Genomic DNA, 24561 nt, shown 5'->3' with positions numbered 1-24561 from the left:
GACAGGCAAGAACAATAATGCGTGATGGTAAACGTGGAGTTAGGACGCCGCTGGCGCGGGGCACCACAACTAGGCGCGGAAAAACAAAAACGTTGCGAGAATGAATGTTGGGATCAACACCAGTCCCGACCAGATCATGTAGCCGAAAAAGCTCGGCATCTTCACCCCGGCTTGGCGAGCAATGGCATACACCATGAAATTCGGCGCATTGCCGATATAGGTGTTGGCCCCCATGAAGACCGCGCCGGAAGAAATCGCCGCCAGCGTCGTTGCCTTTGCGGTCATCAAGATGTGCGGATCGCCGCCCGCGAGCTGGAAGAACACAAGGTAGGTCGGCGCGTTGTCGAGAAACGACGACAACCCCCCGGTCAGCCAGAAATAGGCAGCGTTGTTGTTACTGCCATCAGGATGCGTGACCAGGGTGAGCAAACCGGCGAAGGGGCCTTGGCTTCCGGCCTGCAACATCGCCATCACCGGAATGATGCAGATGAAGATTGCCGCAAACAGGATCGCAACCTCCTTGATCGGTCCCCAGGCGAAGCTATTGGCGTCGCGGTGCTCTTTCCTTGTCAAAGCAACAGACGCGATCGTCACCACGATAAAAATGATATCGCGCAACAGATCCTGAAGCTGGAGTTCGACGCCTGCAACGGACCAGGCGATGCCAGGCTTCCATTGCGCACTCATCAGGATGGCGACAATGATAACTGCGATCAGGATGAGGTTGATCTTGCCGTGGAGCTCGAGGGACTTATCCGGCGTCGGATCCTTCAGCTTCGCGAAACGGCCTTCGCGGTGGTGCATATAGAGATCGATGCACATGAAAACGGCCAGCACGATGCCGGCGACCGTCAAAGTCTCAAGCCACAGATGCTGGGTGGTCCAGAAAAAGTCGACTCCTTTGAGAAAGCCGATGAACAAGGGCGGATCGCCCAGCGGCGATAACGCGCCGCCAATATTGGCGACGAGGAAAATAAAGAACACCACCACATGCGCGTTGTATTTGCGATCGTCATTGGCACGGATCAGCGGCCGGATCAGGATCATTGCCGCGCCGGTGGTGCCGACGAGGCTGGCCATGATCGTTCCGACAGCAAGCAGCACTGTGTTGGTGAAAACGCTGCCGCGTAGATTGCCTTCCAGATAAATGCCGCCGGCAACCGTGAAGAGGGCCAGCAACAACAGGATGAAGGGCATGTATTCCAGCAGCGCGGTATGCGCGAGCGTGGTGGTGACGGCGTGGATGTCGGCCGTCATCAGCATCGGAATAATGATCAGGGCCGACCAGAGGGCGCTGATTTTCCCGAAGTGATGCTCCCAGACGTGTGGATAGAATACCGGGCCCGTGGCGATGCACAGCAGAATGCCAACGAACGGCAGCGCCCATGCCAACGACAGTTGGGCTCCGTTCAAGCCTTCCCCGGCGAACGCAGGAGCGGAGGGAAGGAGAAACACGCTCACAGCGATAAGGCCGCGACCCCAAGGCTCTTTCATCTTCTGCAAAGTGGAGAGCATTCTGTTGTGAGATAGGAAAAGGCCGGCCACGGCAGTGCTCTCCAAGTCGTTCGTCGCGGGGAGTCAGGCGTCAGCCCTTGAGAAATTCGCCCGCCTTGTAGAGTGCGCGGAAGGGAATGCCGGCTTCGCGGAATGCTTCCGTTGCGCCCTCATCGCGATCGACCATGGTGAAGACCAGAATGACTTCGCCGCCGGCATCCTTCACCGCATCGACCGCCTTGATGGCCGAACCGCCGGTGGTGGTGACGTCCTCGACAATGATGATGCGCTTGCCCTGCAGGGTCTCGCCTTTCACCAGCCCTTCGACCGCGAGCCGTGCGCCATGTTCCTTCGGCTTTTTGCGCACAAAGAAGGCCGAGATGGGGCTTCTCTTCAACCACGACAGTTGAGCGATTGCGCCCGCGATCGGGACCGCGCCCATCTCCAGCCCGCCGATGTAGTCGGCATTGTCGTCCTTCAGTGCGTCGAGCGACAGCTCCGCGAGCAGTGCCGCGCCTTCCGGGTCGAGCATGGTCGGCTTGAGGTTGAAATAAAAATCGCTCTTGCGGCCGGAGGCCAGCGTGATTTCGCCGCGTCCGAACGAGCGGGTGCGGATGATGTCGGCGAGGCGTGCGCGCGGGGAGGGGTTGGACAAGGGCAATCTCATGCTAGGGGGATTTTATCGAATTTAGCGCCCGTTGCGTGGACATTCCAGTGCGGATCGCGCACCGTCAACAGTGGAAGTCCATACAAGGTAATCGCATGACCATCGACCTTTATACCTGGAATACGCCCAACGGCCGAAAAATCAGCGTCGCCCTCGAGGAAATGGAGCTACCCTACAGGGTCCACCCGATCAATATCGGCAAGGGTGAGCAGCACGCGCCGGAGTTTCTCAAGATCAGCCCCAATAACCGCATCCCCGCCATCGTCGATCCGAACGGTCCGCACGGCAAGCCGGTCAGCATCTTCGAATCCGGCGCCATTTTGCTTTATCTGGGCGAAAAGACCGGCAAATTCCTGCCGAAGGACCTCAATGAGCGGATTCCGGTGTGGGAGTGGCTGATGTGGCAGATGGGCGGTTTCGGGCCGATGCCCGGGCAGGTGCACCATTTTCTGATGGTCGATAACGAACAGGATCGCCGCTACGGCCTGGAGCGCTATTCGAAGGAAACGCATCGGCTCTATGGCGTGCTCGACCGGCGTCTCGCAGAACACGAATTCGTTGCAGACAAATTGTCTATTGCCGACTTCGCGATCCTGGGCTGGGCCTGGCGGCACGAACGCCACAAGGTTCCGCTCAGCGATTATCCGAACGTCCAGCGCTGGTACAATGCGCTGATGGCGCGGCCGGCGGTGAAGCGCGGCTTCGATGCGAAGCTGGATTAGCTGCGGTCATTGAATTCGAGCGCGAACGTTGCCGCTTGTATGAGAAAATTCGTCTCCCTTCTCTCAACGATGAAGGGAGACGAACTTAAATTTTAGTGCGCTTCATCCCAGTTGTGCGCAGCCCGGGCGTCGACCTGCAACGGCACCGACAGAATGACGGCAGGGAACGGTGCGTCCTGCATCACGTGCTGGACCACAGGCAGTGTCTTCTCCACCTCGTCGTCCGGCACCTCGAAGATCAGTTCGTCGTGCACCTGCAACAGCATCTTCGCGGAGAGTTTTTTTGCCGCGAGCACATCATCCATACGGATCATGGCGCGGCGAATGATATCGGCGGCCGTGCCCTGCAGGCGGGCATTGATCGCGGCGCGCTCGTTGAAAGCGCGGATTGAGGCATTGCTCGCCTTGATATCCGGGTAGTGGCACTTCCGGCCGAACAGCGTTTCGACATAGCCCTTCTCGCGGCAGAAATCGCGGGTCTGGTCCATATAGGCGCGGATGCCGGGGAAGCGTTCGAAATATTTCTTGATGTAAGCGCCGGCTTCCTCGCGCGGAATGCCGAGCTGGTTCGCCAGGCCGAACGCCGAGATGCCGTAGATGATGCCGAAGTTGATCGCCTTGGCACGGCGGCGCACTTCGCCCGGCATGTCCTTGATCGGCACGCCGAACATCTCCGATGCCGTCATGGCGTGAATGTCGAGACCGTCCTGGAACGCCTGCTTGAGCACCGGGATATCGGCGATCTCCGCGAGCAGTCGCAGTTCGATTTGTGAATAGTCGGCCGACACCAGCTTGTGGCCCGGGGTTGCAATGAAGGCGCGGCGGATCTTGCGGCCTTCCTCGTTGCGTACCGGGATGTTCTGCAGGTTCGGTTCCGACGACGACAGTCGTCCGGTGGTGGTGGCGGCGAGGGCGTAGGACGTGTGCACCCGGTGCGTTTGCGGATGTACATAGGTCGGCAGCGCGTCGGTATAGGTCGATTTGAGTTTCGAGACCTGACGCCAGTCGAGAATCTTGCGCGGAAATGCGTGGCCTTCTTCCGCCAGATCCTCGAGGACTGACGCAGACGTCGACCATGCGCCGGTTTTGGTCTTGCTGCCGCCGGGCAGGCCCATCTTGCCGAACATGATGTCGCCGAGTTGCTTGGGGCTCCCCGGGTTGATCGGCTCGCCGGCCAGGTCGCGGATTTCGGCCTCGAGCCGCGCTGCTGTCTGCGCGAAATCGCCCGACAGGCGCGACAGCACTTGACGATCGATGGTGATGCCACGCTGCTCCATGCGCGACAGTACGTTGACCATTGGTCGTTCCAGCGTCTCGTACACCGCGCTCATGCGCTCTGCGGCGAGACGCGGTTTCAACGCCAGCCACAAGCGTAAAGTGACGTCGGCGTCTTCCGCGGCATACTCCGTGGCTTTTTCGATCGAGACCTGATCGAAACACACCTGATTTTTGCCGGTGCCGGCGACCTCGCCGTAGCTGATCGGCGTGTGGCCGAGCCATCGTTCGGATAGCGGGTCCATGCCGTGCGGGCTGCGTCCGGCGTCGAGCACGTAGGAGAGCAGCATGGTGTCGTCGATCGCACGCAGCTGGATACCGCATTGTGCGAACACCAGCGCGTCGAATTTGAGGTTCTGGCCGATCTTGAGAACGCTCTCGTCTTCGAGCAGCGGCTTCAGTGCGGCGCAGGCGTCTTCTGTCTTGATTTGATCGGGCGCCAAACCGCCGGCAAACAGACCGGAGCCGTCTCCGCCCTGCTTGTGGATCAGCGGCACGTAACAAGCATCATTCGGTGCCAATGCCAGTGAAAAGCCGCAGAGTTCAGCCTGCATCGGATCAAGGCTCGTGGTCTCGGTGTCGATGGCGACGTGGCCGATGTCGCGTGCGCGGGCAATCCAGGCATTGAGCTGATCGAGTGTGCGGACGGTGACGTACTTGCTGCGATCGACCGGCGTCTTGAGCGCTTCGGCCGCGCGGGTAGCCGCAAGCGATTTCGGCGTGAGTTCGTTTGTCCCGGCACCGCCTTTGGCTTCAGACTTGGCTTGCCGCGTTGACGATGTGCCTTTGGCTTGCTCGTCCGGCTCGCCGCCGAGCGGTAGCGTGCTGGGCGAGTCCTCATCGACGGCGCCAGGTGCGAAAGAGCTTTTCAGTTTCTCGTCAGGCTGAATGCCCGAGGGATCGATCTGCGAATAGTCCGCGACGCGGCGGGTCAGCGTGGAGAACTCCATCGCCTTCAGAAACGCGATCAGCTTGCGCGAATCCGGCTCGTGAACCGCGAGATCGTCGAGCGGCACATCGAGTTTCACCTTGTCGTCGAGCAGCACCAGCCTGCGTGAGATACGCGCCTTCTCGGCGTTCTCGATCAGTGCCTCGCGCCGCTTCGGCTGCTTGATCTCTCCGGCCCGCGCCAGCAGTGTTTCAAGATCACCGTATTCCGTGATCAGTTGCGCGGCGGTCTTGACGCCGATGCCGGGCACGCCGGGAACGTTGTCGACGGAGTCGCCGGCCAATGCCTGCACCTCGACGACTTTTTCGGGCGGCACGCCGAACTTCTCGATCACCTCGGCGATACCGATGCGGCGATCCTTCATGGTGTCGTACATGGTGACGCAGTCGTTCACGAGCTGCATCAGATCCTTGTCGGAGGAGACGATGGTGGCGTTGGCGCCGCGCTCACAGGCCTCGCGCACATAGGTTGCAATCAGGTCGTCCGCTTCGAACCCGAGCTGTTCCAGGCAGGGCAGGTCAAAGGCGTGAACAGCCTCGCGGATCAGGGCGAATTGCGGGATCAGGTCATCCGGCGCAGGTGGCCGGTGGGCCTTGTATTCCGGATAAAATTCGTTGCGGAACGTTCGCTCGGATTTGTCGAAGATGATGGCCAGATGCGTGGGCCGATTGTCCTGCGGCATATCGCGCAACAGCTTCCACAGCATGTTGCAGAAACCGAGAACGGCGTTGACTTGCAAGCCGTCGGATTTTCGGTTCAGCGGCGGCAGCGCGTGGTAGGCGCGGAAAATATAGGACGAGCCGTCGACCAGAAAGATATGGTCGCCTTTGGCGGGGGCTTTGACGGCGGCGGGTTGGGCGGCTGTGGTGGGCTTTTTCGACATGGCGGCAACTTAGGGTTTTTGGCCGCGATTGGCACCCCTCCGCAGGGCAGATGCGCACCGAAATGTGCGGGGTTTCTGCCCGATACCGTCTGAGTCGAGTTTGCCAAAAGCCTGTCGAGGAACCTTTGCCGGAAAGGTCCGGGGCTCCGATTTGGGAGCCCCGCTCTATTATTCCGCAGCTTGCAACTGCACGGCGCGCTGCTTGGGAGCGATCCAGAAGGTATCCGGCCGTTCGAACAGGAAGTTCAGCCCAAAACGCTTGGCACCCCACCACATCACGAGTGCGCCGAGAACACCGACGGCCGTGACAATGATCGAGACCAGGCCAAGGTCTGGAATGAGATCGGTTTTAAGCAGCAGTGCGCGAGTGGCCGCCATCGGCAGGAAAAATGCCAGATAGATGACAATGGAATGTTCTCCACAATAGCGCAGCGCGCCCAGCCAGTTGGCACGGGCGAGCAACACGCCGATCGTGATGATGGCGCACGCCCCGGCCAATCCAAGCATCAGTGAAATGCCCGGCAGTTCTGAGACGCCGCTGAACACCAGCAGAGTATTGATCGTGGCCCATGATGCGAGACCGGCGAGTGCCAGGCTGGGATTGGCGCGGGCGCGACCTGCCAGCGCGAACACATAAGTCGCGAACAGATAGCCGGAATAGAAGTAGACGAAGCGCGCTGCGAATTCGTCGATCGAGGTCCATCCAGTGTTGATGTGCGCCATTTCAAGTGCTGCGCCTGCGATCCAGATCAAAGCCGCCGGCACTCGCAGGGTTGCCTTGGTTAGGACGAAGAACACAGGCAGCATCCAGATGAACCAGAGCGTGCCGAACGGCTCGATGAAAGATTGCAAATACATGACAGCGACATGCACCCATCCTTGCTCGGCAGCCATGCCCGGAGCCTTGATGGCAAACTGGATCGTCAGCCACAGTACGTAGAAGTAGGCGAAGTGGACCACCTTGCGGTCGAGGTAGGTGCGCCAGTCGCGATTGATGACACGCGCAAGAAACAGGCCCGAAATGAGGAAGAAATCCGGCATCCGGAACGGCTTTGCGAACTCGACCACAAGGTGCATGAAGCCATGCTTGCCAGCCGCGGCCTCGACACCCAGCGTCGAATGCATCATCACGACCATGACGATGCAGATGCCTTTGGCATAGTCGACCCAGTCAACTCGTTCTGAGACAGGCGACAAGCGGGTAGCAGATGTGCCGTTATTATTCATGGGTGTCTCGTTTCGGTCCAAATTCGCCCTATCATCGGGCGCAGGCGTTTCATTCTCCTTTATTCATTCAAATGATGTGCCTCCTTTCCCCGGAATCGGGCTAAAAGGCGGGTGAAAACGCTGTTTGGTTAACTGTCTCTGAGTAGGGGTCTTCATGCGAATTGCCATGATCGGCACGGGTTACGTGGGGTTGGTTTCGGGGGCTTGTTTCGCGGACTTCGGTCATCGCGTGACATGCGTTGATACCGATGCCGGCAAAATCGCTGCTCTCAACCGCGGCGAAATTCCGATATTCGAGCCGGACCTCGACCGGCTGGTTGCGACTTCGGTGAAAGCGGGACGTCTCGATTTCACCACGGATCTTGCAGGCCCTGTCGGCAAGGCCGATGCGGTATTCATCGCGGTCGGTACGCCGTCACGCCGCGGCGATGGCCATGCCGATTTGAGCTATGTGCATGCGGCGGCCCGCGATATCGCGAAAGCGCTGCAGGGCTTCACCGTCGTCGTCACGAAGTCCACCGTGCCGGTCGGTACCGGTGATGAAGTGGAGCGCCTCATCCGCGAGACCAATCCGGCAGCGGATGTTGCCGTCGCGTCCAATCCTGAATTCCTGCGCGAGGGAGCCGCGATCCGCGACTTCAAGCATCCGGATCGTATTGTGGTCGGCACCGACGACGAACGCGCTCGCAAGGTCATGGGCGAAGTCTACCGTCCATTGTACCTCAATCAGGCGCCGATCATGTACACGGAGCGGCGAACCGCCGAATTGATCAAATACGCAGCAAACGCATTTCTCGCCACCAAGATCACTTTCATCAATGAGATCGCTGATCTCTCGGAGAAGGTCGGGGCGGACGTGCAGGAAGTTGCGCGCGGCATCGGCCTTGATAACCGCATCGGCACGAAATTCCTCAATGCCGGCCCCGGCTTCGGCGGTTCGTGTTTCCCGAAGGACACCCGCGCACTGGTGAAGACGGCGCTCGATCACGATGTGCCGCTGCGGATCGTGGAATCGGTGCTGGCCGTTAACGACAACCGCAAGCGCGCGATGTCCCGCAAGGTTGCTGCCGCCGTCGGCGGCAATCTGCGCGGCAAGACCATCGGTGTGTTGGGTCTGACCTTCAAACCTGAAACCGACGACATGCGCGAGGCGCCGTCGATTCCACTGGTCACCGGCCTGCTCGATCACGGAGCGCAGGTGCGCGCTTATGATCCGGTCGGAATGGAGCAGGCGAAGCATGAACTGCCCGATATCTTCTACTGCGAAGATCCTTACGAATGCGCGAAAGGTGCCGATGCGCTGGTCATCGTGACCGAGTGGGTGCAATTCCGTGCGCTTGATCTCGCACGCCTGAAGCGGGAGATGGCAAACCCCGTTATCGTCGATCTGCGCAATATCTATCGGCGCGACGAGATGGAAGAGCTGGGCTTCACCTACGAGAGCATCGGGCGCGGAGCTTAACTTCTTCCCGCGCCTCTGCTGACCGGCTATGAAGCGAGTCATGAAGTTTGACTCGCCGCTGCCGATTGATGCCGTTCTCGCTGATCTGACCGCGACGCTCGCCCGCAGCAGCACGGCCGTACTTGTCGCGCCGCCGGGCGCGGGCAAGACGACGCGGGTGCCTTTGGCGCTGCTCGATGCTGCATGGTCGGACGGCAAAAAGATCATCGTGTTGGAGCCGCGCCGGATCGCCGCGCGCGCGGCGGCGGAGCGGATGGCGCAGACGCTGGGTGAGAAAGTCGGCGACACGGTCGGCTATCGTGTCCGTTTCGGCTCCAAGGTGTCCCGCAAGACGCGCATCGAGGTCGTCACCGAGGGGATTTTCTCGCGGCAGATTCTCCATGATCCCGAACTGGCCGGCGTTGCCGCGGTGCTGTTCGACGAATTCCATGAGCGATCACTGGATGCCGATCTTGGTCTGGCGCTGGCGCGCGATGCGCAGCAAGGACTGCGCGAGGACCTGCGCATTCTGGTGATGTCGGCGACACTCGATGGCGCGCGGGTGGCGAAGCTGCTTGGCGAGGCGCCTGTGGTTGAAAGCGAGGGCCGCGCCTTTCCCGTCGAGACCCGTTACGTCGGCCGCAAGCCGGACGCGCCGGTCGAGCGGCAGATGGCGGATGTCATTGCCACGGCGCTGCGGGCAGATGCCGGATCGGTGCTGGCGTTTTTGCCGGGTGCAGCGGAAATTCGCCGCACGCAAAATATGCTGAGCGAACGTCTGAGCGATGCAAATACGGAAATCGTGCCGTTGTTCGGTGCATTGGAGGCCGGCGTGCAGGACCGGGCCATTGCCCCGGCTCCGAAGGGACAGCGCAAGGTGGTGCTTGCGACATCGATTGCCGAGACATCGCTCACCATCGAGGGCGTGCGGATCGTGGTCGATTCTGGGCTGGCACGGGTGCCGCGTTATGAGCCGGACATTGGTCTCACCCGACTGGAAACGGTGCGCGCGTCGCGCGCTGCGGTGGATCAGCGCCGCGGCCGCGCCGGCCGCACCGAGCCGGGCCTCTGCTATCGCCTGTGGGACGAGCCGCAGACGGCGTCGCTAGAGGCTTATACGCGGCCAGAGATTTTATCGGCCGATCTGTCATCGCTGGTGCTTGATCTGGCGCATTGGGGAACCAGCGATCCGGCGTCTCTCACGTTCCTCGATCCCCCGCCGGTGCCGGCGTTGACCGAGGCCCGCGCATTGCTGCGTGAACTGGATGCGCTGGACGGCGATGGTCGCATCACCAGCGAGGGCAACAGCCTGCGGGCATTGGCTCTGCCGCCACGTCTGGCGCGTATGATCGTCGATTCCAACCGTCTAAACTCGGGTGAAGAGGCGGCACTGATCGCTGCGATCTTGACCGAGCGCGGCCTTGGCGGCGACAGTGTCGACCTTGACGCGCGTCTCGACAATTTCCGGCGAGACCGTTCGCAACGTGCTGTCAGCGCGCGGCAATTGGCCCAGCGCTGGGCGGAACAAGTCGCCGACATCGCGCCGAAGGGGCCTGAGGACGAGCCACTTTCAACGGGCGTCATGCTGGCGCTCGCGTTTCCTGATCGTGTCGCGCGCAATCGCGGCAATGGGTCTTTCCTGCTCGCCAACGGGCGAGGCGCCAGCATGGACCAGACCTCGGCGCTGGCGCGCGCACCGTATGTCGCGGTGGCGGAATTGACCGGCACCGCTGCGAACGGCCGCATTCTGCTCGCCGCGCCGATCACGCAGCAGGAGATCGAAGCCGAATTCTACGCACACATCGAGGTCGCGGACGACATCACGTTCGACAAATCCGCAATGGCGTTGCGCGCACGACGCCGCAGGAAGCTGCATGCGATCACGCTATCGGAGCAGCCTCTTGCGATCACGCCGTCACCGGAGGCAGCCAAGGCGTTTGCCGATGGTCTTGTTGCCATAGGGCTCGATCGCTTGCCCTGGTCGAAACCCCTGAAGCAATGGCGCGACCGCGTCATGTTCCTGCGCGCGGCGTCTCCGGACGAGTGGCCGGATCTGTCGGACAAGACGCTCCTCGAGACGCGTGATGACTGGCTTGTGCCCGCGCTGTTCGGCAAGACGTCGGTGGCGGACGTGTCCGCAGGCGATCTGTCCGATGCGTTGATGAACCTGTTGCCGTGGGAGTTGCGGTCGCGGCTGGATCGTGAAGCTCCGACGCATTTTGAAGCGCCGACCGGCACGTCCTTGCCGATCGACTATGAAGCGGAACAGGGACCGACCATCGCTGTGCGGCTGCAGGAATTGTTCGGCCTCAATGTGCATCCGTCGATTGCCAAGGGCAAAATCCCGCTGGTGCTGGAATTGCTGTCGCCGGCCCATCGGCCCGTCCAGGTCACGCGCGATTTGCCGGGCTTCTGGCGCGGCAGCTACGCCGCGGTGCGTTCCGATCTGCGTGGGAGGTATCCGCGTCATCCCTGGCCCGAAGATCCGGCCACCGCAATGCCGACACGACGCGTCAAGCCTCGTGGAACCTGACTTCGGACGCGAGGGTTTCGCGCGTTAACGCTTCAATCACCCTTTTCTCGGAAAAAGCCACCTTCGCTAGTGCGGTTAGGTCCAACTTCCAGTCCGGTATGGTCTGGTGCGCTGGGCGCGTTAAAGCAGGCGTGGCGTGATGCGTGGTATTATGATCTTTGCAGCCGTCCTCATCGTCCTCGGTACCTTTATGGGCCAGATGGCGGACAAGCTGTCGTCCGATGCCGCGCAGGCAAAGGCATTCGAAAACGCCAAGTCCAGCAATTCATTTGCTTCAGTCCAGCCGCAGACAGCTGGCAGCGCTGGCGCACGCAGCCTTGTGATTCCGCGCGACCGGCGCGGTCACTTCCAGACCGATGGCCGTATCGACGGACAACGCATCGGCTTCATGGTCGACACGGGCGCATCCGTGGTCGCACTCAATGAGCGTTCCGCGGCACAGATCGGCGTGCGCCCGTCCCCCAACGCGTACACGACGGTGGTGTCCACCGCCAACGGCAAGATCAAGGCTGCGCGCACACGACTTGCGATGATCGACATCGGCGGACTTATCGTTCGGGACGTCGATGCCATGGTGCTTCCTGATGAAGCACTATCCGAGAATCTGCTCGGTCTTTCGTTCCTGTCCAAGCTCAAGCGCTTCGAATTCGCCGACGGCAAGCTGGTGATGGAACAATAAGGCGCTGCTTTTTATCTGCGCCGAAACACCACGCTGAGATTATTGGCGGGCATCTCCGTAATCACCGGCGCTGAGAAACCCTCTGCCTCCGCCAATTTTGCCACCGTCTCCAGATCTCTCAGTCCCCATTCGGGATCGCGCGACTTCAACGCGGCATCGAACGCGTCGTTGCTCGGTGCGGTCGCAACCTCCGCGCGTCGATAGGGGCCGTACAGATAGAGCGGCGATCCCGGGCGAAGCAGCCGTGCAGCTCCCCGCAGCAGTCCCTCGCACGACCGCCATGGCGAAATATGGATCATGTTGATGCAGATGATCGCATCGGCAGCTGCCAGCGGCCAGTCATTGGACGCCGCATCCAGCATGACGGACGGCAGCACATTGGTCACACCGGCGTCATGCGTCCACGCCGGAATGCTTTGGAGCGCGGCGGCATCCGGATCAGAGGGCTGGAAGGTGAGATGGGGCAGATGCTGCGCAAAATACGCCACATGCTGACCAGAGCCGCTGGCGATTTCGAGCACGAGGCCGGATGCCGGCAAGACTCCGCGCAGCACATCGAGAATAGGCTCACGGTTGCGCAACGCGGCAGGTGCCTGAAGACGGTGATCGGTCATGGTTCCTCGCTTGAGCAATCCTAGTGTCCTTCGCGCGAAAAATGGAGCGGACGTCCAAACCGCCACGAGGTCGACGCTGCCAATATGCCGTAATTTGTGGCCAAAGTGTCAGCTCCCGCCTTTCCACAGTTCATCGCATTCGCTATGGCTGCTGGGATTGAACATTTTCCTTTTTTACGAGGCCTTGAATGTTTCCGAAGCCGAAGCCCGAACTCTTCCCCAACACCTATGCCTACGAATCCGAGCCGATGGTGAAGGCGACAGGTTTCCGCGAGTACGACGCGCGGTGGCTGTTCGGCAAGGAAATCAACCTGATGGGCATTCAGGCACTGGGCATGGGGCTCGGGACCCTGATCGGTGAGCTTGGCGCGAAGCAGGAAATCGTGACCGGACACGATTTCCGCGGCTATTCGGCGTCGATCAAATACGCGCTGATCTCGGGCCTCCTGGCCTCCGGCTGCAAGGTGCACGACATCGGCCTCGCGGTGACGCCGATGGCGTATTTCGCGCAATTCGCGCTGGACGTGCCGTGCGTTGCGATGGTGACCGCGTCCCACAACGACAATGGCTGGACCGGCGTGAAGATGGGCGCGAATCGCCCGCTGACGTTCGGTCCGGACGAAATGACGCGGCTGAAGGAGATCGTGCTGAATGCCGATTTCAAGCTCAAGCCGGCCGGCTCGTATCAGTTCGTGGAAAATTTCCCGGCGCGTTACATCGCCGATCTCACCGACCGGCCGAAATTGAAGCGCAAGCTGAAGGTGGTCGTTGCGTGCGGCAATGGCACCGCAGGTGCTTTTGCGCCCAAGGTGATGGAGGCGATCGGCTGTGAGGTGATCCCGCTCGACACCGAGCTCGATTACACCTTCCCGAAATACAATCCCAATCCGGAAGATCTGGAAATGCTGCACGCCATCCGTGATGCAGTCCTTGAACACAAGGCGGATGTCGGCCTGGGCTTCGACGGCGATGGTGATCGTTGCGGCGTGGTCGATGACACCGGTGAAGAAATCTTCGCGGACAAGGTCGGCGTCATGCTGGCGCGCGACATGTCGGCGATTCACAAGAACGCGCAATTCGTGGTCGACGTGAAATCGACTGGGCTGTTCGTGACCGATCCCGTTCTTCAGAAGCAGGGTGCGCATACGAGCTACTGGAAGACCGGGCATTCCTATATGAAGCGCCGGACCAATGAATTAAAGGCGTTGGCGGGCTTCGAGAAGTCAGGGCACTTCTTCTTCAATGCGCCGGTCGGGCGTGGCTATGACGATGGTCTCGTTTCAGCCATTGCCATCTGCGAAATGCTCGACCGCGCGGGCGGCAAGAAGATGTCGGATCTCAAGAACGCGCTGCCGAAGACCTGGTCGTCGCCGACCATGTCGCCGCACTGTGCTGACGAGGTGAAATACGGCATCGTCGATCAGGTGGTGAAACACTTCGAGGACGTGAAGGCCAAGGGCGGCAAGGTCGCCGGTCAACCGCTCCGCGATCTGGTCACGGTCAACGGTGTGCGGGTCACGTGCGAGGACGGCAGCTGGGGACTGGTGCGCGCGTCATCGAACAAGCCCGAGCTGGTCGTGGTGGTCGAAAGCCCGGTGTCGGAGCAGCGGATGCGCGACATGTTCGAGGCGATGGATTCAGTGCTGCGCACCCATCCGGAAGTCGGCGAATACAATCAGAAGATCTAACAAATCAGCCCCGCTTCCACATCGTGGAGGCGGGGCTAATTGTAATAGGCGGGCGCAGATCAGGCTGCGCTTGCGGCCGGCACCGGTAGCGCCGTGACGGACTTGATCTTTTCCATCGCGAATCGCGACGTCACGTTCTTCAGTGAGACGGCGCTGATGAGTTTCTTGTAGAACACGTCATAGCTCTGCATGTCGGCCACGACGACCCGCAGCATGTAATCGACATCGCCGGCCATGCGATAAAATTCCATCACCTCCGGCATGGCGCTGACGGCGTCGGCAAATTTCTTCAGCCAGCCGTCGGAGTGGTCGCCGCTCTCCACGGACACAAACACCGTGATCCCGAGGCCGATCTTGTTTTGATCAACGAGGGCGACGCGGCGAAGAATAATGCCCTCGGCCTCCATGCGCTGGATGCGCTTCCAGCAGGGCGTGGACGACAGGCCGACACGATCGCCGATTTCCGCAACCGACAGGGAGGCGTCGTCCTGCAACACAGTCAGGATCTTGCGGTCGATGGCATCAAGGCGGCGGTTGGTTTCCGCGGCAGGCGGGGCGGCGAGGTCGGTCATGAAAAGAACTTTCTTCCATATTTACGGCTTAGACCCCTAATATATAGAAAAATCTTCTCGTGCAAGCGCCTCAAGCTGTCCTTAGAGCTATTCTCCGGCCTGTTTGAGCACCGGGGATTCTGCCAAAAGTCTTTCAACTTCAGCGCGTTGCGGCGAGGCGAAAGCTCCGCCGTGGCGGGTGCACTTCAGCGCGGCCGCGGCCGATGCGAACCGCATAGCGTCCCGGATCGGCTGTCCTTCGGCGACGCCGAGCGCGAAGGCCCCGTGGAACACATCGCCCGCGCCGAGGGTATCGACGGTGTGAACCGGAAAAGACGGCATGTGATGCGGCCGCCGCTCGTCGTCGAGCCACAGGACGCCTTGCGCGCCGTTGGTGACCGCCAGGAACCCCGGCGTCAGGTCGGCGATCTTGCGCAAGGCTTCGGTGTCATCAGTCATTCCGGCGGTGGCATGCAGGGCTTCCGCCGAGAAGATGATGTGGCTCGACGCCACCAGCACGCCTTCGCTCAGTGACATGACGCGGTCGGCGTCGAGGATTACGGGAATGGCGCGGTTGCGAGCTTCCACACAGAGATCGGTGACGAATGCCGCGCAGCGGTTTTCCGTCAGGACGGCGTCGCAGTCCTTCAGCAGCAGGTCGGCGTGCGGCAGCGTGACCTTCCACAATTCCGGATCGCGATAGGTCACGATTGTGCGCTCGCCGCTTGGATCGATCATGATGCTGGAGATCGGCGTCACCAGGCCCGGCATGTGAACCAGAGCGTTCTCAATGCCCTCGCGCTCCATGTCGTCGAACATGTGCGCGGTGGTTTTTTCTCCGGCATGGCCCATCGGGCCCGACATCCGCACGCGGCCGCCGAGCCGCGAGATCGCAACGGCCGCGTTGAGGGCATTGCCGCCGGTCAATTCAGTGAAATGCGTTGCACGCTTTTTCGTGCCACGCGTCGGCACGTCGTCGACGCGGAAAATTAGGTCGCGCACCGGCATGCCGATGCACAAAATTCGCAGAGGTTTCTTCTTCGACGGCATGGGCTGCGATTCCATAAATGACATTGTCGCGCCTCGGGGGCTCGTCACAACGACCGGGCGATCAAACCTCGCCGCGACGCCGCCTCACGGCAAAACAATCAATCACAGGGAACGCAGTTCCTGCAATGCGGCGGCAACCGATCAAGCAGGTTGGGCTAGCCAGTTTGCCAGAAGATGATGCGCGATCGCGACAGGATGTGGCCCCGTCAGCCCCTGCGGATGCTCTCTCTTGAGCATCGCAACAGCTTCGTCACGGCTAAACCAGCGTGCGTCTTCCAGTTCGGTTTTGTCGACGATGATATCGGTCGTGGTCGCGCGCGCCGTGCATCCGATCATCAGCGACGACGGATAGGGCCACGGCTGCGTCATGTAGTAGCGCACGTCCGTGCACTGGATATTGGATTCTTCCAGGATTTCGCGGCGCACTGCGTCTTCGACGGTTTCCGCGGCTTCGACGAACCCTGCAAGGCATGACCACATGGACGGCGGAAACTGCGCCTGCCGTCCGAGCAGGCATTTGTCACCTGCTGTGACCAGCATGATGACAACGGGGTCGGTGCGCGGGAAATGTTCGACCTTGCAGCTCGGACAATCGCGCTTCCATCCGCCTTGGGTCATGGAGGTGCGGGTGCCGCAATTGGCGCAGAAGCCGTGGCGTTGATGCCAGCCGACGAGGGACTTCGCCATGGCGATGGTGGACAGTTCTCGTGCGGCCACCGCACCGCTCGCGGCGACCGCGCGGAGATTTTCCACGCCGACATCGCTTCGCCCCATCAAGGCTTCCGCTGCCGTCGCACTGATGCCCATGCCGAAGATCGCAGCGCCATCGTTCAGGCCGAGAAAAATTGTGCCGGGGTTGGCGCCGAATTTGCGGGCCTCATCCAGGGTCAGCAGCGCGCGTGGACCGTCCGCTCCCTGTGTCATGAGCAGCGAATCGCGATGGATCACGTAAGCCCGTGCGTCGCGATGGGTTTCCATCGCGTAGAGCTTTTCGTCATTGCCGCGCAGATGGGCAGCGCGATCGATCGGATGGGAGACAAAGCCCGGCTGCCCGAGCGGAAAGGAGTCGTTTGTTGTCATGTTTTTTTTGCTCTAGACGTCAGGTCAACCAGATCTTGCGGCGCAGGGCGCTGATGAATGCTTCCACTTCCTGTGGGTCGTGGGCAAGCGGCGGGACGACACCCCAGACCGGCCGCGGCCAGGCGGCGTCGCTGGAACGGCGGGCGATGATATGAACGTGCAATTGCGGGACGACATTGCCCAAGGCGGCAATGTTCAGCTTGTCGGGCTTGGTAATGTCCTGGAGCGCGCGGGCGACGCGGTTGATTTCGGTGGTCAACTGCGCCTGCTCGACCTCGCTGAGATCGATGATTTCGACAATGTCCGTCCGGCGTGGAACCAGCAGCAGCCACGGATAATTTGCGTCCTTGATGACAAGCACGCGGGACAGCGGCAGGTCGCCGATATTGATCGTGTCTTTTTCAAGCTGGGGATTGAGCGACCAGGCAGGGACGTCGGCGGCCATCAGAATTCCGTATGATTTCAATAAACTCAACTTAGCGCGTATCCGGCGCCCGTTGTTACCGCTTTCACTGTCAAAATTCGCGCAAATTGTTGATCGGGGCGAGCGCGCCGCAAATCGGGTCGGTTATTCGGAGGCTTGCTTTCCGTCGCCTTTGGCCCCAAATAGGGACCGGGAGATTGGCGGTGGACGAGCCACTCGCCAACCGGGTCAGGTCCGGAAGGAAGCAGCCCTAACGAGGTCCGGATCGGGTCGCTCGTCAGTCTCCTACCTCTTCTATCCGACGGGCTCGGATCGGTACAATGTGTGCGCGGTGCGCTCCAGGATGCCGGGCGCCGGATTTTCCGCAAGACGCCCCTTGATGAGATAATCGCGGATCGCTCCATGACCGATGCTGACATTTCCGCCGTGACCCAGGCCGATCAGGCGGGTTTCGCACTCGGCGGCGCATCCGGTTCCGCGAATGCCGGGACGGGCTATCGGGTCCTGGCGCGTAAATATCGCCCCTCGACATTCGATGACCTGATCGGCCAGGAGGCCATGGTCCGCACTGTCTCGAATTCATTCGAGGCCGGACGCATTCCGCAGGCCTGGATCCTCACCGGCGTTCGCGGCGTCGGCAAAACCACGACCGCGCGCATTCTGGCCCGTGCGTTGAACTATGAGTTGCCGGACGGCTCGGTGAAGGGGCCGACTATTCATATGCCGACGATGGGCACCCATTGTCAGGCGATCATGGAAAGCCGGCATATCGATATTCTCGAAATGGACGCGGCGTCGCACACCGGCATCGACGACGTGCGACAGATCACCGACGGCGTCCGCTATGCGCCATCGAGTGCGCGCTACAAGGTCTACATTATCGACGAGGTCCACATGCTCTCGGAGAAGGCGTTCAACGCCTTCCTGAAGACGCTGGAGGAGCCGCCGGAGCACGCCAAGTTCGTTTTCGCCACGACCGAAATCCGCAAGGTGCCGGTGACGGTGTTGTCGCGCTGCCAGCGCTTCGACCTGCGACGCGTCGACTCGGATGTGCTGATGGCGCACCTTGCCAACATCTCCGACAAGGAAGGCGTGAAGGCGGAGCCCGAAGCGCTTGGTCTGATCGCACGAGCCGCGGAAGGCTCGGTGCGCGATTCGCTGTCGTTGCTCGATCAGGCCATTGCCCACGCAGCCGGCGTGGTCCGCGCCGAAGACGTCCGGCAGATGCTGGGTCTCGCCGACCGTACCCGCGTCATCGATTTGTTTCAGTCCCTGGCGAGCGGCGACATCGCCGCTGCGTTCAAGGAGTTCCGCGAGCAGTATGACACCGGCGCCGATCCTGTGGTGGTGCTGAGCGATCTTGCCGAGTTCGTGAATTTCGTCACCCGCGTGAAAGTCGTGCCGGCCACCGCCGACAATCTGGCGCTTGGTGAAACCGAGCGGACGCGCGGACGCGATTTTGCTGCGAAGCTTTCGATGCGGGTGCTGTCGCGGATGTGGCAAATGTTGCTGAAGGGCATTGCCGAAGTCCAGGCCGCGACACGTCCGCAGGCGGCGGCGGAAATGGTGCTGGTGCGCATCGCGTATGTTGCCGATCTTCCGACACCGGACGAGGCGATCAGAATGATTGATGCAGGTGGTGGTTCATCGCCTGTGGTCGGTGGACACGGCGGCAATGGCGTGCCGCGCGGCACGGTGTCGATGGCCCCTGTGGTGGACCATGGCTCGCCTGTGCGGGCAGTTGCCTCCGGCGCGCGGCCCGGTGGTGAGGCGCTGAATCGTCCGCAGATGAGCGTGCCCGCGCCCGCTCCAGCTCCGCCGGCGCAGCCGCAGCGGCGCATCGCGACGTTCGCTGAACTGGTCGCGCTCGCCGGTGAGAAGCGTGATCTGCAGATCAAATCCGCGCTCGAAGCCGACATGCGCCTCGTGCGCATGGAAGACGGCAAGCTTGAAGTTGCGCTGGAGCGCAGTGCTGCGCGCTCTGTGATCAGCGACCTATCGCGCAAGCTCGAAGTCTGGACCGGCCGGCGCTGGACCATCGTTGTGTCCAACGAACAGGGTCAGCCGACACTGCGCTCGCAGGCACAGGCGGAGAAAGAGCAGCTCAGGGAAGGCGTGCATGCCGATCCGCGCGTGCAGGCGGTGTTTGCGAAATTTCCCGGCGCGCAGCTGGTTGATGTGCGCAGGTTGGCACCGGAGCCCGCGAGCGAGCCGACCGGCGAAGATCCTGTCGAGCCGATTGAAGACGACGAACTCTAAATTTTAAAAAGAGGAATGACTCATGGCTGATTTTCTCGGCATGATGAAGCAGGCCGCTCAGCTTCAATCGAAGATGAAGGCGATGCAGGACGAACTCGAACACGTCGAGGTCGAAGGCGTGTCCGGCGGCGGTCTTGTTACCGTGCGCATGACTGCGAAGATGGAAGTGAAGGGGATCAAGATCGACCCTTCGCTGATGAAGGCCGAGGAACGTGAAATCCTTGAGGATCTGCTGGTGACGGCGCATGGCGATGCGCGTCGCAAGGCTGAGACGGCGATGCAGGAAAAGATGCAGTCGCTGACGGGCGGGCTCGGTTTGCCGCCGGGGCTAGGTCTCGGCTGACATGGCTACCTCGGTTGCCGGTCCTGAAATCGAACGGCTGATTCAATTGCTTGCAAGGTTACCGGGGCTCGGTCCGCGCTCGGCGCGGCGCGCGGCATTGCATTTGATCAAGAAGCGTGAAGCCCTGATGACGCCGCTCACGACGGCGCTGCAGGTTGCGATCGACAAGATTCAGGTCTGCAAGACGTGCGGCAACATCGATACACATAACCCGTGCACGGTCTGTACCGATCCGCGGCGCGATCCAGCCATCATTGTCGTGGTGGCGGATGTTTCCGATTTGTGGGCGCTGGAACGCGCCAATGCCACAAACGGGCGTTACCACGTGCTGGGTGCGACGTTGTCGCCGCTCGACGGGGTCGGTCCGCAGGATCTGACCATCGATGCATTGGTGGCGCGGGCGCACGATCCACAGGTGACGGAAATCATTCTGGCATTGAATGCAACTGTCGATGGGCAGACCACGGCTCACTACATCACAGACCTGTTGCAGGATGCTAATGTGCGAATCACGCGGCTGGCTCACGGTGTGCCGGTGGGCGGTGAGCTCGATTATCTCGACGAAGGAACACTCTCGGCTGCAATGCGGCAGCGGACTTTGTTTTGAAAATCACTGGGACTAGAAGTCGCATGACGTCATCTCTGTTTGCAAAATTCGCAACGGGTTTTGTTTTCGCGTGTTGTGCCCTCTCTTTGGAGGTAACGGGAGCGTCTGCGCAGGCCGCCAAGCCGCCCGCGCCCAAGCCGCTTCACGCCGGTGAGGTGCTGTCAGGAGAATTGACCGCGATGCGCAGCGGTCCGCGCAAGAAGCGGATGATCACGTATCAGCTGACCAGCGAGCCGCGCCGGTTGCCGTCCCCGTCAGGCCTTTGCAATCTCGAAACCGGCCCTGAGACATTTCAGATCGTGACCAAGAGCGATGCTGAAGCTGCCGCGCTCAAGCCCTATATCGGCAAAAGCGTCTCGCTGAAGGCTGATGAAATGTCCTGCGCCGCAGAGGCCGGGCAATTCAGCGACGCGATCGTCTCGAAGTGGAGCGTGGTGAAGCACTAGTGTGGCGTCTTGCAATTGCCGATCACGATCAGACGTCAGTGCCGCTGCCGGGTTTGACCCGGCAGTTTTGTTTTTTGAAGATCGCTTTAGTCAGGTTGCGCGTGCCCTGACCAGTTCCGCGAAGTGGCCGCGCCGCTGCAGCCACGCGAGCAGAATGAAACTCGGGATCGCGACAATCACGCTGAGCACGAAGAACATCGGCCAGCCCGTCGCTTGCGCGACGTAGCCCGCGCCTGACGACAGATAGGTGCGGCCGATGGCGGCGAAGGCCGTCAGCAGGGCATATTGCGTCGCCGTGTGCAGCGGGCTTTGGCACAGCGACGACAGATAGGCGACGAAGATCACCGTGCCGATCGCGCTGGTGAAATTCTCGGCAGTGATCGCAAGCGCGAGGGCCCACTGATTGAGGCCGACCAACGCCAGCCAAGCAAACGCCAGGTTCGAAATCGCCTGCAGCACGCCGCCGATCCATAAACAGGATTCGAGAGACCATGCGCGGGCCAGAAAGCCGCCGGCGAACCCGCCTATAAGTGTTGCCGCGAGGCCAACCCCTTTGACGATGGCCGCATAGTCATTGCGGCTGAATCCGAGATCGATCACGAACGGCGCCGTCATCGCGCCGGAAAATGAATCCGTGAACTTGTACAGGACGACGAACGCGAGAACCGTCCAGACGTCTTTGCGAGTGAGGAATTCGGTGAAGGCTCCCACAGCCGCCGTGGTGACACGCTTCATCGCGCTTTCGCCGGATGTCGCCTCATCGGCGCGGCGGGATTGCTCAGGTTCGGTTGCGAGCAAAGAGGCAATCATCCCGATCAGGACCATGCCGGCCATCGCGACATAGCCCCACATCCAGGCCGCCGATTTCGTCAAGCCTGTGGCTTCAAATCCGCTGACCAGAAACAGCGCTCCTGCTGTCGAGATCAGCATGCCGACGCGATAAGCGGCGACATAGGAGGCCATGCCCGCGGCCTGCTCGCTTTCCGGCAGGCTTTCGACACGAAATGCGTCGACGACGATGTCCTGTGTCGCGGAAGCCGTGGCCACCAGCAGGGCACCGAATGCGACATAGAAGGGGGATCGCGCAGGGTCTGTCATGGCGAGCACGAGAATGGCCGCGATGAGCAGGAGTTGCGCAAACACCAGCCAGCCGCGACGGCGTCCCAGCCATCGGGTGAGGATCGGCACATGCAGCGCGTCGACCAGCGGCGCCCAGAGAAATTTCAGCGTGTAGGGCGTGCCGACAAGGGCAAACAGCCCGATGGTGCCGAGATCGACCCCGGATTCCCGCATCCACACCAGCAGCGTGGATCCGGACAGCGCCAGCGGCAGTCCGGATGAGAAGCCGAGGAATAGCACGATCAGCACGCGCGGTTGCAGGTACACTGCCATGGCCGCGCGCCAAGAGTCTTGGGAAGCGGCGCGGGGAGCGGCCGAGGCTGCCTTCGTCGTTTCAGGAGCTGTCATGATGCCCTGTTAGCAGATTCGAGCTTCTTTCTCCCGCCACGATGGTAGAACGAGGGCGGCCGCTGCTTGACACTGCCCCGTCAAATTCCGACAAGCTTTCCTGACAATTTTGGGGCCTGCTTGAGGGCCCTCGAAGAAATAGCCAGGGAAAAGCAATGTCTCTCTCCGCTCTCGAAACCACGCTGAACTCCGCTTTCGATGCCCGCGACACCGTCAATTCCGGGACCAAAGGTGAAGTCCGTGAGGCCGTGGACCATGCTCTGCAACTGCTGGATGAGGGCAAGGCTCGCGTCGCAGAACGGCAAGCCGATGGCCAGTGGAAGGTGCATCAGTGGCTGAAGAAGGCCGTTCTGCTGTCGTTCCGGCTGAACGACATGACCGCCATCCCCGGCGGTCCCGGCAGCGCCACCTGGTGGGACAAGGTGCCGTCGAAGTTCGAGGGCTGGGGTGAAAACCGTTTTCGTGCCGCGGGTTTCCGTGCGGTGCCCGGCGCGATCGTGCGCCGCTCGGCTTTCATCGCCAAGAACGTCGTGCTGATGCCGTCGTTCGTCAATCTCGGCGCCTATGTCGATGAATCGACCATGGTGGATACCTGGTCGACGGTCGGCTCCTGCGCGCAGATCGGCAAGAATGTGCATATCTCCGGCGGCGTCGGCATCGGCGGCGTGCTGGAGCCGCTGCAGGCCGGGCCGGTGATCATCGAGGACGATTGCTTCATCGGCGCACGTTCGGAAGTCGCCGAAGGCGTCGTCGTGCGCAAGGGCGCGGTGCTGTCCATGGGCGTGTTTCTCGGCGCGTCGACCAAGATCGTCGATCGCGAAACCGGCGAGACCTTCATCGGCGAAGTTCCGGAATACTCCGTCGTTGTGCCAGGCTCGATGCCGGGCAAGCCGCTCAAGGATGGCTCACCGGGCCCGTCGCTGAGCTGTGCCGTGATCGTCAAGCGGGTTGACGAGCGGACCCGCGCCAAGACCAGCATTAACGAGTTGCTGCGCGACTGATGTCCGACGCTCTCACCATCGCCCGCGACCTGTTGCGTTGTCCTTCGGTGACGCCGGCGGACGCGGGCGCGCTTGGTGTTCTTGAGGCTTTGCTGAAGGGCGCCGGTTTTGACGTTCAGCGCATCACCTTCAGCGAGCCGGGCACGGCTGATATCGACAATCTTTATGCGCGCATCGGCACCGAGGCGCCGCACATCACCTTCGCAGGACACACCGACGTCGTGCCTGCAGGCGATGAAGCGGCGTGGACGCACGGTGCGTTTTCCGGCGACGTGAAGGACGGTTACCTCTACGGTCGCGGGGCCGTGGATATGAAGGGCGGGATTGCCTGCTGCGTCGCCGCAGTCCTCGACTATCTTGCTGCCCATGGCGGCAAGCCCAAGGGCTCGATCTCGTTCCTGATCACGGGCGACGAGGAAGATATCGCCGTCAACGGCACCATCAAACTGTTGAGATGGGCGGCGGACCGTGGCGAGACATTCGATCACTGTCTGCTCGGCGAGCCGAGCAACGTCAATGAGATCGGCGACAGCATCAAGGTGGGCCGGCGCGGATCGCAGTCTGGTACGGTGATTGTGGACGGCACGCAGGGCCATGTCGCCTATCCCCATCGTGCGTCTAATCCCGTTCCCGATATCGCCACGTTGATTGCGGCGCTGAGCGGCGATCCGCTCGATCAGGGCACCGATCATTTCCAGCCGTCGAATCTGGAATTTACGTCGGTCGACGTCGGCAATCCGGCATGGAATGTGATCCCGGCGCAGGCCAAGGCGCGTTTCAACATCCGCTACAATGATTGCCACACGCGGGCATCATTGCAGGCGTTGATCGAGCAGCGCGTGATGCAAGCCTCCGGCAATCGCATCAAGGCACACGTGGTCTGGGAGCCGTCGAACTCCGATGCGTTCCTGACGCAGCCGGGAAAATTCACCGATCTCGTGGTGGCATCGATTGAAGAGGTGACGGGCCGCAAGCCGGATCTCAACACTGGCGGTGGCACCTCGGACGCGCGCTTCATCACGAATTATTGTCCTGTGCTGGAGTTCGGTCTGGTGGGCCAGACCATGCATCAGGTGGATGAGCGCACGCCTGTCGCCGACCTCGAGAAGCTCACGACCATCTACCGCAGTATTCTGGAACGTTACTTCGCATGAGCCTTCG

The 24561-nt window shown here is 61.2% G+C and carries 21 protein-coding genes and 1 other RNA gene; 12 read left to right on the top strand and 10 right to left on the bottom strand.

Annotated elements, in window-relative coordinates; all coding sequences use genetic code 11:
- Nucleotides 1–69: 69 nt before the first annotated feature.
- Both ACP0KA_RS08300 and pyrE read right to left on the bottom strand, forming a co-directional pair.
- Nucleotides 70–1494 carry a sodium:proton antiporter gene (locus ACP0KA_RS08300; protein ID WP_424631517.1) on the bottom strand — a complete coding sequence of 475 codons (1425 nt, stop codon included), beginning with the start codon at nt 1492–1494 and terminating at the stop codon, nt 70–72.
- Nucleotides 1495–1585: 91 nt separating this feature from the next.
- Nucleotides 1586–2149, bottom strand: coding sequence for an orotate phosphoribosyltransferase (gene pyrE, locus ACP0KA_RS08295; protein WP_424628345.1), 564 nt, complete (start codon nt 2147–2149; stop codon nt 1586–1588).
- A 107-nt stretch (nt 2150–2256) separates the two neighbouring features.
- Between pyrE and ACP0KA_RS08290 the strand changes: the two genes are divergently transcribed.
- Nucleotides 2257–2883, top strand: coding sequence for a glutathione S-transferase family protein (locus ACP0KA_RS08290; RefSeq protein ID WP_424628344.1), 627 nt, complete (start codon nt 2257–2259; stop codon nt 2881–2883).
- A 92-nt stretch (nt 2884–2975) separates the two neighbouring features.
- On the opposite strand, the gene polA is transcribed toward ACP0KA_RS08290, so the two are convergent.
- Nucleotides 2976–5990, bottom strand: a complete 3015-nt coding sequence (gene polA, locus ACP0KA_RS08285; RefSeq protein ID WP_424628343.1) for a DNA polymerase I — start codon at nt 5988–5990, stop codon at nt 2976–2978.
- A gap of 168 nt (nt 5991–6158) precedes the next feature.
- Nucleotides 6159–7217: an acyltransferase family protein gene (locus ACP0KA_RS08280; RefSeq protein ID WP_424628342.1), complete on the bottom strand. Its 1059-nt coding sequence runs from the start codon at nt 7215–7217 to the stop codon at nt 6159–6161.
- Between the two features lie 154 nt (nt 7218–7371).
- Here ACP0KA_RS08280 and ACP0KA_RS08275 point away from each other — a divergent pair, with 154 nt between their 5' ends.
- From ACP0KA_RS08275 to ACP0KA_RS08265, 3 genes are all read left to right on the top strand, one after another.
- On the top strand, nt 7372–8679 hold the full coding sequence (locus ACP0KA_RS08275) for a UDP-glucose dehydrogenase family protein (RefSeq protein ID WP_424628341.1): 1308 nt from the start codon (nt 7372–7374) through the stop codon (nt 8677–8679).
- A gap of 40 nt (nt 8680–8719) precedes the next feature.
- Nucleotides 8720–11191 (top strand): ATP-dependent helicase HrpB, encoded by a 2472-nt coding sequence (gene hrpB, locus ACP0KA_RS08270; RefSeq protein WP_424628340.1) that lies wholly within the window; start codon nt 8720–8722, stop codon nt 11189–11191.
- Between the two features lie 139 nt (nt 11192–11330).
- The gene (locus ACP0KA_RS08265; protein WP_424628339.1) at nt 11331–11870 is read left to right on the top strand and encodes a TIGR02281 family clan AA aspartic protease; all 540 of its coding nucleotides are present in this window, start codon (nt 11331–11333) and stop codon (nt 11868–11870) included.
- A gap of 11 nt (nt 11871–11881) precedes the next feature.
- Here the strand turns inward: ACP0KA_RS08265 and ACP0KA_RS08260 are convergent, their stop codons facing one another.
- Nucleotides 11882–12484, bottom strand: coding sequence for a DUF938 domain-containing protein (locus tag ACP0KA_RS08260; protein ID WP_424628338.1), 603 nt, complete (start codon nt 12482–12484; stop codon nt 11882–11884).
- Nucleotides 12485–12672: 188 nt separating this feature from the next.
- Between ACP0KA_RS08260 and ACP0KA_RS08255 the strand changes: the two genes are divergently transcribed.
- Complete coding sequence (locus ACP0KA_RS08255) at nt 12673–14172, top strand: phosphomannomutase/phosphoglucomutase (RefSeq protein ID WP_424628337.1); 1500 nt, start codon at nt 12673–12675, stop codon at nt 14170–14172.
- A 59-nt stretch (nt 14173–14231) separates the two neighbouring features.
- On the opposite strand, the gene ACP0KA_RS08250 is transcribed toward ACP0KA_RS08255, so the two are convergent.
- From ACP0KA_RS08250 to ACP0KA_RS08235, 4 genes are all read right to left on the bottom strand, one after another.
- Nucleotides 14232–14744: an Lrp/AsnC family transcriptional regulator gene (locus ACP0KA_RS08250; RefSeq protein ID WP_424628336.1), complete on the bottom strand. Its 513-nt coding sequence runs from the start codon at nt 14742–14744 to the stop codon at nt 14232–14234.
- 87 nt (nt 14745–14831) lie between these two features.
- Complete coding sequence (locus ACP0KA_RS08245; protein WP_424631516.1) at nt 14832–15788, bottom strand: sugar kinase; 957 nt, start codon at nt 15786–15788, stop codon at nt 14832–14834.
- 126 nt (nt 15789–15914) lie between these two features.
- Entirely contained in the window at nt 15915–16853 is a 939-nt protein-coding gene (gene nudC, locus ACP0KA_RS08240) for an NAD(+) diphosphatase (protein ID WP_424628335.1), read from the bottom strand.
- Nucleotides 16854–16872: 19 nt separating this feature from the next.
- Nucleotides 16873–17298, bottom strand: coding sequence for an HIT domain-containing protein (locus tag ACP0KA_RS08235; RefSeq protein ID WP_424628334.1), 426 nt, complete (start codon nt 17296–17298; stop codon nt 16873–16875).
- A gap of 171 nt (nt 17299–17469) precedes the next feature.
- Here ACP0KA_RS08235 and ffs point away from each other — a divergent pair.
- The 5 genes from ffs to ACP0KA_RS08210 all read left to right on the top strand — a co-directional run bounded on the left by ffs (nt 17470) and on the right by ACP0KA_RS08210 (nt 20932).
- Nucleotides 17470–17566, top strand: an RNA gene (ffs, locus tag ACP0KA_RS08230) — signal recognition particle sRNA small type.
- 113 nt (nt 17567–17679) lie between these two features.
- Entirely contained in the window at nt 17680–19536 is a 1857-nt protein-coding gene (locus tag ACP0KA_RS08225) for a DNA polymerase III subunit gamma/tau (RefSeq protein WP_424628333.1), read from the top strand.
- A 22-nt stretch (nt 19537–19558) separates the two neighbouring features.
- Complete coding sequence (locus ACP0KA_RS08220; RefSeq protein ID WP_424628332.1) at nt 19559–19879, top strand: YbaB/EbfC family nucleoid-associated protein; 321 nt, start codon at nt 19559–19561, stop codon at nt 19877–19879.
- Between the two features lies 1 nt (nt 19880).
- Complete coding sequence (recR, locus tag ACP0KA_RS08215) at nt 19881–20486, top strand: recombination mediator RecR (RefSeq protein ID WP_424628331.1); 606 nt, start codon at nt 19881–19883, stop codon at nt 20484–20486.
- A 23-nt stretch (nt 20487–20509) separates the two neighbouring features.
- A complete protein-coding gene (locus tag ACP0KA_RS08210; protein WP_424628330.1) occupies nt 20510–20932 on the top strand; it encodes a hypothetical protein in 423 nt (140 codons plus the stop codon).
- Between the two features lie 90 nt (nt 20933–21022).
- Here ACP0KA_RS08210 and ACP0KA_RS08205 read toward each other — a convergent pair whose 3' ends face one another.
- Nucleotides 21023–22399, bottom strand: coding sequence for an AmpG family muropeptide MFS transporter (locus ACP0KA_RS08205; RefSeq protein ID WP_424628329.1), 1377 nt, complete (start codon nt 22397–22399; stop codon nt 21023–21025).
- Between the two features lie 155 nt (nt 22400–22554).
- Here ACP0KA_RS08205 and dapD point away from each other — a divergent pair, with 155 nt between their 5' ends.
- Both dapD and dapE read left to right on the top strand, forming a co-directional pair.
- Nucleotides 22555–23400 carry a 2,3,4,5-tetrahydropyridine-2,6-dicarboxylate N-succinyltransferase gene (dapD, locus tag ACP0KA_RS08200; RefSeq protein WP_424628328.1) on the top strand — a complete coding sequence of 282 codons (846 nt, stop codon included), beginning with the start codon at nt 22555–22557 and terminating at the stop codon, nt 23398–23400.
- A complete protein-coding gene (gene dapE, locus ACP0KA_RS08195) occupies nt 23400–24554 on the top strand; it encodes a succinyl-diaminopimelate desuccinylase (RefSeq protein WP_424628327.1) in 1155 nt (384 codons plus the stop codon). Before dapD ends, dapE begins: the two co-directional genes overlap by 1 nt.
- Nucleotides 24555–24561: the final 7 nt, after the last annotated feature.

It is taken from the genome of Bradyrhizobium sp. SYSU BS000235 (assembly GCF_049747295.1).
GTDB lineage: Bacteria > Pseudomonadota > Alphaproteobacteria > Rhizobiales > Xanthobacteraceae > Afipia.
The sequence above is the reverse complement of the archived record's forward strand: the minus strand, read 5'-3'. Positions and strand labels throughout refer to the sequence as shown.